14 protein-coding genes are annotated in these 14,088 nt (G+C 35.8%); 2 read left to right on the forward strand and 12 right to left on the reverse strand.

The window, feature by feature from the left end; translation table 11 throughout:
* Nucleotides 1-81: 81 nt before the first annotated feature.
* The 9 genes from NST91_RS17400 to NST91_RS17440 all read right to left on the reverse strand — a co-directional run bounded on the left by NST91_RS17400 (nt 82) and on the right by NST91_RS17440 (nt 8,867).
* On the reverse strand, nt 82-1,005 hold the full coding sequence (locus NST91_RS17400) for a DMT family transporter (RefSeq protein ID WP_341332135.1): 924 nt from the start codon (nt 1,003-1,005) through the stop codon (nt 82-84).
* A gap of 141 nt (nt 1,006-1,146) precedes the next feature.
* Entirely contained in the window at nt 1,147-1,992 is an 846-nt protein-coding gene (locus NST91_RS17405; RefSeq protein WP_341332136.1) for a phosphoenolpyruvate hydrolase family protein, read from the reverse strand.
* Entirely contained in the window at nt 1,985-3,220 is a 1,236-nt protein-coding gene (locus NST91_RS17410) for a Tm-1-like ATP-binding domain-containing protein (protein ID WP_341332137.1), read from the reverse strand. The genes NST91_RS17405 and NST91_RS17410 overlap by 8 nt, the downstream gene beginning before the upstream one ends.
* Entirely contained in the window at nt 3,213-4,127 is a 915-nt protein-coding gene (locus NST91_RS17415) for a sugar phosphate isomerase/epimerase family protein (protein WP_341332138.1), read from the reverse strand. The genes NST91_RS17410 and NST91_RS17415 overlap by 8 nt, the downstream gene beginning before the upstream one ends.
* Before the next feature lie 14 nt (nt 4,128-4,141).
* The gene (locus NST91_RS17420; RefSeq protein ID WP_341332139.1) at nt 4,142-5,227 is read right to left on the reverse strand and encodes a Gfo/Idh/MocA family protein; all 1,086 of its coding nucleotides are present in this window, start codon (nt 5,225-5,227) and stop codon (nt 4,142-4,144) included.
* Between the two features lie 36 nt (nt 5,228-5,263).
* Nucleotides 5,264-5,620, reverse strand: coding sequence for a cupin domain-containing protein (locus NST91_RS17425; protein WP_341332140.1), 357 nt, complete (start codon nt 5,618-5,620; stop codon nt 5,264-5,266).
* 49 nt (nt 5,621-5,669) lie between these two features.
* Complete coding sequence (locus NST91_RS17430; RefSeq protein ID WP_341332141.1) at nt 5,670-6,506, reverse strand: carbohydrate ABC transporter permease; 837 nt, start codon at nt 6,504-6,506, stop codon at nt 5,670-5,672.
* Between the two features lies 1 nt (nt 6,507).
* Entirely contained in the window at nt 6,508-7,449 is a 942-nt protein-coding gene (locus NST91_RS17435; protein WP_341332142.1) for a carbohydrate ABC transporter permease, read from the reverse strand.
* A gap of 68 nt (nt 7,450-7,517) precedes the next feature.
* The gene (locus tag NST91_RS17440; protein ID WP_341332143.1) at nt 7,518-8,867 is read right to left on the reverse strand and encodes an ABC transporter substrate-binding protein; all 1,350 of its coding nucleotides are present in this window, start codon (nt 8,865-8,867) and stop codon (nt 7,518-7,520) included.
* A gap of 219 nt (nt 8,868-9,086) precedes the next feature.
* Here NST91_RS17440 and NST91_RS17445 point away from each other — a divergent pair, with 219 nt between their 5' ends.
* Together NST91_RS17445 and NST91_RS17450 are read left to right on the forward strand one after the other, a co-directional pair.
* A complete protein-coding gene (locus NST91_RS17445; protein WP_341332144.1) occupies nt 9,087-10,859 on the forward strand; it encodes a cache domain-containing sensor histidine kinase in 1,773 nt (590 codons plus the stop codon).
* Nucleotides 10,834-11,589 (forward strand): response regulator transcription factor, encoded by a 756-nt coding sequence (locus NST91_RS17450; RefSeq protein ID WP_341332145.1) that lies wholly within the window; start codon nt 10,834-10,836, stop codon nt 11,587-11,589. Before NST91_RS17445 ends, NST91_RS17450 begins: the two co-directional genes overlap by 26 nt.
* 80 nt (nt 11,590-11,669) lie before the next feature.
* Here the strand turns inward: NST91_RS17450 and NST91_RS17455 are convergent, their stop codons facing one another.
* The 3 genes from NST91_RS17455 to NST91_RS17465 all read right to left on the reverse strand — a co-directional run bounded on the left by NST91_RS17455 (nt 11,670) and on the right by NST91_RS17465 (nt 13,871).
* Nucleotides 11,670-12,386: a metallophosphoesterase family protein gene (locus NST91_RS17455; RefSeq protein ID WP_341332146.1), complete on the reverse strand. Its 717-nt coding sequence runs from the start codon at nt 12,384-12,386 to the stop codon at nt 11,670-11,672.
* A 138-nt stretch (nt 12,387-12,524) separates the two neighbouring features.
* Complete coding sequence (locus NST91_RS17460; RefSeq protein ID WP_341332147.1) at nt 12,525-13,223, reverse strand: polysaccharide deacetylase family protein; 699 nt, start codon at nt 13,221-13,223, stop codon at nt 12,525-12,527.
* 447 nt (nt 13,224-13,670) lie between these two features.
* Nucleotides 13,671-13,871: a cold-shock protein gene (locus NST91_RS17465; RefSeq protein WP_099353760.1), complete on the reverse strand. Its 201-nt coding sequence runs from the start codon at nt 13,869-13,871 to the stop codon at nt 13,671-13,673.
* Nucleotides 13,872-14,088 lie beyond the last annotated feature (217 nt).

A 14,088-nucleotide genomic window follows, 5' to 3' on the forward strand; every position in this document is an offset into this window, starting at 1 on the left:
TGGATTCGATCATCCGATTCGGTATAGAAGGTGTCCGGTTCAATATTCGTGGTGATGTTTTGCTATTAGTTTTTTGACCACTTATGCTTTTATTATGCTTCTACTAGTAGTTTCTCTGTTACGTTTGAATTGACCGTATCCAGTTCCAAGGAGAACACCCGCTACGATTAATCCAAACCCTGCCCAATGTGATAAATAGATGCTCTCATGTAATACAAAGTAAGCAGAAATCACTGCGAAGAATGGAGAAAGATTTAAGAAGATTGCAGAATTTCCAGCACCTACCCTATGGATCGCAGCATTTACAATTAAGTAAGCTAATCCAGTAGCAACAAAACCTGAGAAAATCAATAATCCCAAAGCGACCGCACTTCCTTCTGGAATTTGAGAGATTCCGTTTGGTTCAGTGATAAGTGCATTAATCATCAATATCAATGAACCTACTAAAAGGGTAATTCCTGTCATATATGTCGTATTCAACGTATCAGAAACCTTCTTGATTAAGACAAAACTGACCGTCTGAACAATAACTGCGATCAATAAATATAAGTCACCCATTGATATCGAAAAACCTTCGTTGCTTCCTGCCAAAATGATAATGAAAACACCGATAAAACCCAATACAAAGCCTAACGCTCTCATGAGAGTAAATTTATCATTGAGAAATATTGCTGCACCAATTGCAGTTGCAATTGGTGCAGCCCCTAAAATAATGCCGGCATTTGTTGCAGTCGTAAAATTCAGTCCAACAGACATAAAATATTGGAAGCCAAATATTCCAAAAGTGGAAATACCTATAACGTAAAACCATTCTTTTCTCGTTAATTTACGATACAGTTTTTTATAGATGATGAACGGTACTAGTGCAAGAAACGCAATAAAAACGCGAATTGCAGTGATGGTAACAGGTGGAAATTCAGAAACAACAATTTTCACTGCAATTACATTAAATCCCCAAATAGCCATCATGACTGTTAATAATAGATAAAGATAGGACTGCTTCATTTATTAATCCCCATTCCCTTAAAATTAGATAAAACTTATTAATCCATAAGAAGACCACTGCAATTACTCACAGAATATGAGATTACAGTGGTCTTTGGTTAGAATAATGGTAACGAGTCAAATTCTAATTTAAGTATTCTCTTAGGCTTGAACCTTAGAACTTAGTTGAATATTTTTGAATTGTTGAACCTGGCCGGAAATAGCTTGTTCAGTTGGTAATCTTTCAATACTAGAAGCACCGAAGAATCCCGAAACTCCATTCGTTCTGCTTAGTACATATGCAGCATCCTCAGGTTCAGAGATTGGTCCACCATGACATAATACGATGATATCTGGGTTAACTGATTTACCTGCATCATGTATTTTTTGAACTAACCCCACTGCATCATCAATGTCCATCGCAGTTTGTGCACCTATTGCTCCTTTTGTAGTAAGTCCTACGTGAGCTACTAGAATATCAGCTCCTGCCTCTGCCATTTTAATTGCATCTTCTTCACTAAATACATATGGAGAAGTCACAAGTCCTAGATCATGCGCTTTACGAATCATTTCAACCTCTAAGTCATAGCCCATTCCTGTTTCTTCAAGGTTTTGACGGAATTGTCCATCTATTAATCCAACTGTTGGGAAGTTTTGTACACCAGTAAATCCTTGTTCCTTTAACTGTTTAAGAAATACATCCATATTTCTAAATGGATCTGTTCCACAAACACCTGCTAATACAGGAGTATCCTTAACAATTGTTAGAACCTCATTACCCATTTCAACAACAATTTGGTTTGCATCTCCATATGGCATAAGTCCAGCTAAAGATCCACGACCTGCCATACGGTAACGACCTGAGTTATAAATGATAATTAAGTCAATGCCACCAGCTTCAGCACTTTTGGCTGAAAGACCAGTACCCGCTCCACCACCAATAATAACCTCATTGTTTTTGATTTTACCCTTTAACTTTTGAATTACTTCTTCTCTTGAATTAGACATGTGTCGCGTCTCCTTTCTTTGCACTCATTTGCTCTAATAGTTTTGTTGCAATTAGCTTCGAAACACTTGGATCATTAATATCTTCTTCTACTTCAATCAGTGTAATATGTTCTTTTAGATTTACTTTAATTGCGTCGTATAACGCTTCACGTTCTTCTTGACCGTCGAATGGTTGACCAGCACGGTCTAATAGTGAAACACCACCTTTTGGGAAAACAAGTACAACTGGCGATGAACTTTTATTTAATTTATGTGCGATTATTTCTCCCAATTTGTGATTCTCTTCTATTGTTGTCCTCATTAACGTTGTTGTTGAATTATGCTGGTAAAACTTTCGATTCTTGAATTGTTGAGGAACTGTTTCTGGAGGACCAAAGTTTACCATATCTAATGCTCCAACAGAAACCACTTGAGGAATACCAACTCGACCGGCTGCTTCGAGGCGGGATTCACTAGCTTTGAAGATTCCTCCAACAAGGCCATCAGCTAATTCAGTTGTCGTAATATCTATAACTCCTTCAATAAAGCCTTCCTTTATTAAAGCTTCCATAGAGTCTCCACCTGCACCAGTAGCATGGAACACAAGTACATCGTAGCCATTTTGCTCTAAAATTTCTCTTGTTTTATTTACACAAGGCGTTGTAACCCCAAACATTGTTGCTCCAATCATTGGCTTTTCTTCTACTTCAATACTAATTTCATTCCCTTTAACCATCCCGCTTAAAGCATTTGCTGCATTCTTTAAGATAAGTGAAGAAAGGCTATTAATACCAGCAATATCCACAATTGAATACATCATCATAATATCTTTTTCACCAACGTATGGTCTGGTGTTACCTGAAGCCACAGTTGACACTAACAACTTAGGAATTCCAATCGGAACATCCTTCATTGCGATAGCACCTACAGTTGTTCCAGCAGTTCCACCCATTCCGAATACTGCAGCGACCTTACTCTCTTCCACTAAACGTTTTAAGACTTTCCTAGCACCGTCTGCCATTACTGTAACAGCGGTACCGCGATCATTCTTTTCTCTTAACTCCTCCAATGAAGATCCTCCAGCTTTGGCGACTTCATCATTGGGAATATCCCCTTCAGATAAAGAAGGGTAGACACCAGTATTGATTAAAATTGTTTCAAGTCCATTCTCTTCAATTATCCCCTTGACATATAAAAACTCTTTTTCCTTAGTATCCAATGAACCTATTAAAACGATTTTTTTACTCATGAGCACCCTCCTTCGCTACTGTTTGTTCAAAAAATGCCTTGGTTTGACGAACTACTTCTACTTCACCAATACGATCCTGAACATAAAATGATGGATAGTGAGTGTCAATTGTTAAAATTGCTTGTGGATCGTTTTCCGCAATTGCCTTCATTACTGGTGTATGATCATAATCATCCTTACCCGCAATTGCAAAGTTGCCAAAAGTTCCTGTAGGATTTTCTTTTGTGATTGAATTCGATAAACGGTATGCACCCTTTAAGTGCGTTTGATAAACATGACCCTTAATATGTTCATATGCTTCAACAGTTGGATATTCACCTGCTCTCCAGCCATTCAACACATCCCAATTAACCTTTAAGTTCGGATGATTCGTATATTTCATAAGAATCCCAAGCTCTTTAGCACTGTTTGTAAGTGTTGGTGGCTCGTTCTCTACTAAAAGAATTTTGTTTCTAGATTTTGCCTGTTCCGCATGTCGTAGCATAATATTTGCATTGTGACGATATTGAGCATCTTTCTCTTCATCAGAAAGAAGGTTGAAATCCTCTTGACGGTATAAGGAATAGATACGAATAAAGGTTGAACCGAAGATATCAGCTAAATCGATTAGACGGTTCAAAACCTCTTCCATTTGCTTGTGGTGCTCTTCATCATGATTATCGTATTTAGGAGGTCCTGAGAACGTACAAGAGTTTACTGCCCAAGAGCTTAAGCTGCTAACCTGCAGGCCTTGCTCTTGGATCATTTCACTTAATACTCGTGCTTTTTCTAGTGTGACATCATCTATTGTAGACCCGTTTAATTTTCCTCTTAGATCAATATTCGTAAATCCTAAGTTTTTTGCATGCTCTAAGGATTCCTGAAAAGATTCAGTTCCTAACATGTCTGTGAAAATACTAAATTTCATCTTATAACCCCCGTCTACTCGATTGTGATCCACTTACCTGAACGATTGTTCTTATACGCTTCAAAGATTTTTGTTAAATGAACAGCATCTTTTAAAGTAGCAAGTTCTACTTTTCGATCATTTAAGACTGCATGGGCGAAATGATTTACACTTTGAACCATCCCTTGTAAAAATAGGTTCTTATTATATAACTGACCAAGTGAGAATTCAGGTTCCCAATGAACAGGACCTTCTAATGGATTATCCCCAATGTAAATTGGTGCCTTTCCGTATTCTCCACTACCTTTTGACCCTCTATAGTAAGCAAGGCGGATTGCATTATCAATAACCACATTTTCTTTATTTCCTATCACTTCATAACGCTCAAATGGACTTGTGTCTGCTTGTGTTGAAGGCAGCTCTAAATTTCCAATAGCACCAGATTTGAATTTTAATAGAGTCTGCACATTCCCGCTTGGCTGATGCTCGATAAACATCATTTCTTTCACATCACCCATTAGGTAATGAATACCGGACATTGGGTGACAGATGTCTAAAAACCAATGTAGACCCGTTCTCTCTCCTAGCTTCTCGTCAAATGGAGATAATGTTAATGGATATCTACCAGTAACAGAAGCTGCCTCTCCAAAACTGCTAGATTGTAAGATTTGTTTTGTTTTTACAAAAGTAGGATAGAAATAACGTTTATTCGATACTAAGACTGTTTGGCCTGTTTGAGCTTCTAGTTCAAGAAGCTCTTCGCCTTCTTTCGTTGTGTATGCTAATGGTTTTTCCATCCATACAGGAAGCCCCGCTTTAAGGATATCTGGAACAATTTTTGGATAAAGTGGATGACCATTTTTATCAAAGTTTAAAACAATGAATACAGCGTCAAGATCTTCTTTTTTGATCATTTCCTTGTAATCCGTATAGGCACTTTTTGCTCCAAAACGCTTCTTGTACAGTTCCGCTCTTTCTTGATTTAAATCACAAACTGCTATTAGATCAATCGGTGCATAATCAAATGTTGGATATACATTTCGATATGCATGTGCACCACATCCGATAAAACCTATTCGAAGTTTGTTGGTATACTCATAGTTAAATTTAATTGGTTCCATGTTTAAGTCTCCTTTTGATTCGAATTTTTATCGTCCTTATTCACCAATTGTTTGTCTGTCAGGTGCAGAATAAGCGATAATCATTCTACATGGCTCCCAGCTAGTAACAGTTGCATTATGTGGAACATTTCTAGGAATACGTAACATCATTCCTGGTTTTAAGTGGTACGTTTCATCACCTAGGGTATGTTCACACTCACCTGATATAACAAAGATTACTTCTTCACAATTTGGATGGATATGTCGTGGATTTGATTCACCAGCATTGATATAAACCATCCCAAAAGTCATTTCAGATTCTGGATCGATTTCCTGACCGCAAAGCCATTGAATGGATCCCCAATCGTTTTTAAGTGTGTGTTTTCCTTCATATAAATCTGTAATTGTAGCCATTAAAAAATCTCTCCTTTTGTTTTAATTTTTCATTTATGATTTACAAGTATTATTTATTTGCACCACTTGCCATCCCTTCAACAAAGGACCGTTGGAAAATCAAATACACTATAATACTCGGGATCATGCTTATAACAGTTCCACCAAAGATTAACCCGAAGTTGGTTGTTTGCTCTCCTTGGAAGGAATATAGACCTAAAGAAATTGTAAATTTCTCTTGTGAAATTAATAGAACTAGCGGCAGTAAGAAATCATTCCATATATTCATAAAAGTAAAGATAAGTAGTGCAACTAAACCTGGTTTTGCTAAAGGCAACATAATTGTCCAATAGGTTCTCCATTCTCCAGCCCCGTCCATTGCAGCTGATTCACGCAATTCCTTTGGTACATCCCTAAATGTATTTCTCATTAGGAATATTGAGAATGGAAGTGCTAGACCTGCCGATACTAACGTTACACCTGAAAGAGTATCTACCATCCCCATAGCCTTCAGTTGAAAGAAAATCGGAATGATAATAGCCTGAACCGGGAGGGCCATTCCTAACAACACTAGATAAAAGATTAGATTATTTCCTTTAAATGAAAGCTGTGCAAATGCATAACCTGCTGGTGCAGCAACTAATGCAACTAGCACCATGCCCCCTATCGTAATAAATGCACTATTAAGAAAGTAAGTTTTAAAGTTTCCTAAATTCCAAGCGCCAATATAATTATCAAAATTCCATGATTTAGGTAATGAGAAAGGTGAACTAAAAATCTCCATATTCGATTTAAAACTTGCTAATATTGCATATACAATAGGGGATGTAATGAAAAGTAACAATACCGATAGGGTAATCCATAGAGTTAGCTGGGATCCTTTTAACTGTCTCAATCGTGTTACCATTCTATTCAGTCCTTTCTCGGTAATAGTTAAAGCCAATCGTAAATGCGATTACAATAATCCCCAATACCACGCTACCGGCAGTTGCATAACTTACTTTGTTCATACTAAATGCCGCTTTATACACATAAGTGGAAACAACTTCACTCATGTAGAAAGGACCGCCTTGCGTCATTATCCAAATCAATGCGAACCCTTTAAGTGCGTGGATAATAACCATACTGATAACAACATTTAATGTATTTCTTAAACTTGGAATGGTAATATGCCAAAACTTACTTATTGGTCCAGCCCCGTCGATGTCCGCAGCTTCATATACGCTATAGTCAACGCTTTGTAGACCTGCAAGGAAAAGAATTAAATACAAACCATAGAATGCCCAAGTACTTGCAATTACGAGAGCTGGGATAACAAATAAAGGTTCCCCTAACCAGTTTTTTGCTAGACTATCCAACCCTACCGTTTTAAGAAAAACATTAATGGGACCCATCATTGGATCATAGATTTTTGACCAAAGTACCCCAACAACAGCTAAGGAAAGAACACTTGGTAGATAAAATCCTGCTCTAAAAAACGTCTTTCCTTTCTTAACCCTACTGATTAATACTGCCAACACTAAGGTAGGAACCACCATAAGGGCAAGGCTAAGTACGACCCATAAAAGGTTATGGCCTAATGATTTTAAAAAAATGTCATCTTTTGTTAATTGGACATAATTTTCAAGCCCTACAAAGTTCATGGTTGATGATGCTCCATCCCAATCGAAGAAGCTATAACGGATAGCGTCAATCATTGGATAAAGCATAAAAACTGCATATAATAACAATCCTGGGAGAATGAATGACGCGATCGTAATTGCCTTCTTAATTTTCATTCTTGCTTTACTATTAACAGCGATTACATTTTTTTTATTATCCATTTCTAATACAGGTGGTGAATGACTCATATATTGCCTCCTTCCTTAGTTGGGACCTAGTCACATAATCAGCGTGTCCAAGTCCCACCATTCAATTGTTATTTCAAACTAAACCCATTAGCTCGGTCTTTTTCAGCACCTTTTTCAATGCTTTCCATTGCCTCTTGCGGTGTAACCAATCCACCGACAAGCCCTTGGAGATTTTGATAGTAAGCTTCTTTTGCTTCTACACCAATAAATACACTTGGATTTAAGCCAGAGCCATCTTCAATTTGTTTCATAGCAGATTTTAAAACTTCACCTACAGGTTCAATAGACATAGAAGCCTTAGATGCAGGGATAAAATTGTAATCTGGAAAGTTTAATACGATTTTGCTAAAGTCCTCTGATAAAATGAATCCCATCCATTTTTCAGCATAATCTACATTTATCGCCTTCGTAGGAACTACCCATGTTTGTCCAACACCCCCAACAGGCTTCGCAGTTTTTCCATCAACAAAGGATGGCATCATAAACATATCAACACTATCCTGAAGGTTTTGATCAGCTAAATCGGTAATGAGATAAGTACCTTCAGATTCCATTGCTGCTTGTTTCGATAAAAATCTGAACTTAGAATCGGCCTGAGTTTGGGTAACTGACTCTTTCGTGATATAGCCCTCTTCTACCCATTCAGCAAGCATTTCAGCAACCTTTACTACTTCTGGGTCATTCCATTTTCCATCCCCATAAAGTAATTCTTCTACTTTTTCAGTTCCCATTACACTTTCCATCATGACACCGAAGATCCAACCTATCGCATATCCGTTTCTTGCCCCAACTGTAATGGGTGCAACGCCCCCATCTTTAAGTGTTTGAAGCGCTTTCAAAAATTCATCTTTAGTAGATGGTACTTCTACACCATGCTGCTCAAAAATATCTTTGTTGTAAAACATCCCGATTGCATCAATCATGTGTGGTACCTCGTAGATGTTTTCCCCTTTTGAGATAAGGTCATATGCAAATGGTCGAAGGGCATCTTCCCAATTATTCTTCTCATATAGCTCATTGAGTGGCTGAATTAATTCTACATCTGATAGAATCGATACCCTTCCTGGACCTGCATTCATCAAGATAGCATCTGGAGGCTCAATTCCTGATTGCAAAAGAGTTGGCAATTTTCCAGACTCTACTTGCACATCCCCAGTTGTAAGATTCACTTCAATTCCAGGATTCAATTCTTTAAATTTTTCTACTACACTTTCCCATTGTTGTTTCTCTACATCGTTGTAAAAGTTCGGTATCATTAGATCAAGCGCATCACTATTCCCGCTTGCTGTTTCGTTTTTCTCTTCTGTAGAATCTGTTTTTGTTTTATTATCAGTTGATGATGTGGGTGATTGACAAGCTACTGTAAATAACATCAGTATTACAAGTAATAAAGAAATCTTATGTTTGCTCCCCTTCATAAACATCCCATCCTTATTTTCTTTTTTTGTTTAATAGAATTACAAAATTACTATTTTACTTTTCACGCTCCTTTTCATAGAATAAGAATAACGTTTATTTATTAATAATTTTAAATGATGTTAATTTTCATTCAATAGTGTAGAAGGTGGATAATAGGGGGGTGAATCGTGGTTAATATTTCATAGATTTCAAATTCACCTAATTTATGGAGGAAAATTATGAAATTCATTAACTCAATTTTTTTCAAGCTCTTTATGACTTTTCTTCTATTTTCCTTAATTCCTATGGGTATTGTTGGCTGGTTTGCCTATGATAGATATTCCAATAATGTTTATGAAAATTTACAGAATCACGCAGATGATATATTAAAGCAAAAGATGAATGCGCTTTCCTTAATCATAAATGATATGGAAAGGATGGAAAAAGGCATTACTCAGAGTAAGGTGTTTTCAGAGTTTCTCACAAATACAAATCCATTAGAACATTCTAAACTTTATTTAGAGCTCGATGAATTACTCTTGAGTATACAAAATATAAGACCTGAAATAGCAGGAATTATGATCGTTAGTAATAATGGGTATTTTTACAATTATGGGTACTCTCATGATTTACAATTTACAAATGAGGGCTTCAGAAAGCTTCCATGGGTGAAAGACGTGGAACAAAATAATTACCTTACCCCACAAATTACAAATCTACATGAAAGACCCTATTCAAATCATGATAAGGGCCAAGAAGTTTATTCCTATGTAAAAAAAGTATGGGATCGTAAATTAAAGTCATACGGATTTCTTATCATTGATTTTAAAGAGGATTCGGTCAAAGCAATATTGCAAAATAATTCAGGTACTTCCTATAAAAATTCAGGAACCTTCATTCATGACAATTCTGGTTTTGTTTTAGCACCAGAGAATAGCATAGTTTTTAAAGATGTATTTCGATCGCATTCAGGTTCAACCATTAAAAGCCAATATGGAAGGGAATATCTTATTTTCACGAAGTATTTTCCACAAACAGGTTGGTTTGTATCAGAGTATTTTGAGAAGACCGCTTTCTATGGACCAATTTATGAAATTAGAAAAATCGCAATGCTTGTTACAATTATTACTGCATTGATTTGTTTACTGGCTTCATTATTTATATCACATCGAATTTCAACGCCTATTAAAAATCTTGGTAGAGTGATGAAGAAAGTAGAAAAAGGATACCTTGAAGAGAAATTTCTTGTTAAAACAAAAGACGAGATTGGTGAACTTGGAAAAGGCTTTAATACGATGATTACTGAATTAAAGAAACTTATCCAAGCAGTTAAACGCGAAGAAAAGTTAAAAAAAGAAGCTGAAATCACGGCTTTGCAACTACAAATTAATCCACATTTTATTTATAACACTTTAGAAACGATAAACTCTTTGGCTAGAAAAAAAAGAGAACATGAAATTAGTCGTTTGATTGTATTGCTCGGTAGACTATTACGATCAAGTATAAGCTCATTTGAAGAAAAAATTCCAATCAAACAGGAAATCAATTATATTGTGAATTATTTAGAAATTCAAAAGGCAAGAATGAGAGTGCCATTTAAATACTCACTTTCAATTGACCCAAAAATAGAAAATTATCTATCAGTAAAATGGATCCTCCAGCCAATTGTTGAAAATGCCGTCATCCATGGGATAGACCCTATAAAATCAGAAGGCCAAATAGAGATTATTGGGGAAACAAAAGGAGAAACGATACTTTTTACAATTAAAGATAACGGAATAGGAATTGATTCCTTTAAGCTACAACAAATTCGGCACCAACTTAAGCACAGCTCGAAAGAACTTGCGAAATATAAGAATAAAATTGGGCTATACAATGTTCAAACAAGAATCCAGTCACATTATAACACGTCTTTTGGAATATCGATTGACAGCGAACTAAATGAGGGAACAACTGTTACAATCTCAATACCAATGGAGGTACACAATGCTCAAGATGTTAATAGTAGATGATGATTGGCTAATTTCAGATAGTTTAAAATCATTAGATGAGTGGCACGAACGTAATATCGATGTCGTTGGCACCGCTGAGAACGGAAAAGAAGCGATTTTTTGGATGGAGCAAGAGAACCTGGATATCATTTTAACTGACATTCGAATGCCAGAAATGAATGGGATTGAATTAACTAAGCATATTTATGAAAGAAATTCCAACATCCAAGTGATCATTATGAGTGGGTACGAAGAATTTTCTTACGCACAAAAAGCAATGAAGTACAATGCTAAAGGGTATGTGTTAAAACCAATTGATACGGATGAACTAATGGAAACAATTGATCGAATTCAAAAGGATATTAACCCGATGAAAAATGAAAGCTCTCATCCTGAGAATGAGCCAACTACCTACCATGATAGGCTGGTTCTAAGTGCTCAATCATATATTTTAGCCAATCTAATGAAATCACTAACTTTAAAGGAAATTGCAAATCGTTTGCATCTTACTGACCACTACTTCGGACAGGTTTTTAAATCTGTTACAGGCGAAACCTTCTTAAACTATTTAACAAGAGTACGAATGGAAAAAGCAAGTGAACTAACAAAGAATCCAAATCTTAAAATATATGAAATAGGGTCATTAGTGGGGTATAAGGATCCAAAATCTTTTACAAAAACCTTCCAAAAAGTATTCAACATGACCCCCAATGAATTTCGAAAACAATATTTTGTAAATGAAAAACAATGAAAAAAGATTACCCTTTGTGGGGTAATCTTTTCACGTTTTTACGACTTGCCTTTATTATTGTTTAAAAATAAAAGGAAAATTTATTTCTTCACTTCAATAAACTTTCTACTTTCAACATAATACTCATTCAAAGTATCACTATCAACAATCTCCAAACAATTTAATTGATGACCCATCGCACATCCGCCGTCTATTCCGATTTTATCATTAGAAAACCAAATGTTTGCGGATTTATGGATTTTATTTGTGATGATATGTCCAAAGATTACTTTTCGATCCACGTTTGTTTTATTGTTAACAAACCCGTCACGAATCGTAAAAAAAGTGCTAGGAGGTTGGTCTTTCCAGTTAAGATATGCTGGATCTAATCCAGCATGTACATAAATAAAATCATCGTCTTCAAAATATAATTTTGTTTGTTGGAGAAAGTCAATATGGTCATGATACTTTTGGTTAATAAATTGAATAGTTTCGTTGATTGACATGTTCTCGGCATCAGGACAATAACTTTGTAAAGCTTCCTTCCCACCATATTCCATAAAGACGTCATATACCGAAGAATCCCAATTTAGAACCCTGAGAAACCTGTCATCATGATTTCCACGTAAAACAATCACATTTTCATATTCTGCTAGTTCTATAATCTTTTGAATAACTTCTTTACTTTTGGGGCCTCTATCCACATAGTCACCTAACAGGATTAAGCGATCCTGGTTAGGTACATATTTGACAAGCTTTAATAAATCGTTAAATTCATCGAAACAACCGTGAATATCACTAATGACAAGTGTTCGCAATTGTCTTCCTCCTATCTATTCATTTCCTTACCACAAAATCATTCATTAACAAACTATTATTACATGTATACGATAAATCACTTAACTTTACCTTAGCATAAAATTCTAATAATTCTATTACTTTAACACCATCCCAGTCTACATCCCCTGCAACTCATTAACAGTCACAAACCTATACCCCTCATCCTTAAGCGATTGGATAATCCCCTCAATTTCTGCTAAAACTTTATCGCTATCTTCATACATCGGATGCATCAAAATGATTGAACCAGGGATTATTTGTTCTTTGACATACTGGATCCTATCCTCGGTTTCAGTGTAGAAAGTGTCCGGTTCAATATTCATGGTGATTGTGTCTTTCTTTTGTTTGTAAAGATAGTAAGGTAATCCAACGAGCTTTTTGCTGTTTGGTGGGCGGAAGTCAATTTCTCCCTCATACCCTGCTTCACGGATTAATTCATCAGTTTTTTCAATTTCTTCTTTAATATAGGATGGGGATTTGAAAATCATTCGGTTATGGGAATACGTATGATTTCCAACCTGATGCCCAGCTTCAGCTATTTTCTTCGCTTCCTCTTGATATTTCTCGATATCTTGTCCAATTAAAAAGAATGTTGCCTTCACATCATATTTGTCCAAAAGTGGTAGGATGTCGTTCACATTTTCAGTCGGTCCATCGTCAAATGTCAAAGCAACTAGCTTTTGATCTGTTTCAACTTGCTGCGTAAGCCCGCCAAAAAGTTGGAATGACCTTGAGTTCATTAACTTGTAACTACCCAGTAAAGCAAGAAAAATAATTAAAATAACAAGTCCACTAATTGATAATTTTCTTTTCATCATTTACTTCCTTTTCAATTTATTGAACTTCTATTATAGTAAATTTAACAGGAAAATTGAAACCAGAATTTGGAACAAGAAATTGCCTTGCTTAAATTTTGTAAATTGAATCGTTGAAAAAGGAAATTGATTCTTTTTAAATTAGATAATAAATGGTACAAAGAACCAGAAAAGTTTCATGAAACAGTTGTTGAGTACCTTACAGAGGAAGGAAAAAAGTCGAGTCTCTTTAAATCATAAAGAACATAACGAGCAATAATGTTCTCCGGCTTACTCATAGATAGGGAAAAGTATGAACTTTTTGTTCTCACCGGAAGTATATCAGCGGCTCCGCAAACTGCAGTATTTTGGAAAACAGACTAATTATCTCTGCTCTTTTTCATAATTGGAACATAAAAAAGAGATATACCGATATCGGTATATCTCTTAGCTTATTAAGCGCACTTATTAAGCTTTGCGAACGTTAGAAGCTTGTGGACCACGTTGTCCTTGCTCTACATCAAAAGTTACACTTTGACCTTCGTCTAATGATTTGAAGCCTTCGCCTTGGATTGCTGAGAAATGTACGAATACGTCTTCTCCACCTTCACGCTCGATGAATCCAAAACCTTTTTCTGAATTAAACCATTTAACTTTACCTTGTTCCATGTAAATTGCCTCCTAGTGTGATTGCCACACATATGTTACTATCCTTGTTCAAATACCTTAGACGAAAAACAAAATGAATCTTTAATCTGAATAAGAACAAAAATAATTCTTCCTTAGAATAACAGATATAAAAGAAAATAGCAAATGATATTAAGAAATTAATTATTATCAGGACTTTGTACTTATAGAGGAGCCTATATTAGAGGGCTCCTCGAGT

The organism is Ferdinandcohnia sp. FSL W7-1320, from assembly GCF_038050315.1.
GTDB classification, from domain to species: Bacteria; Bacillota; Bacilli; order Bacillales; family Bacillaceae_L; genus Ferdinandcohnia; species Ferdinandcohnia aciditolerans.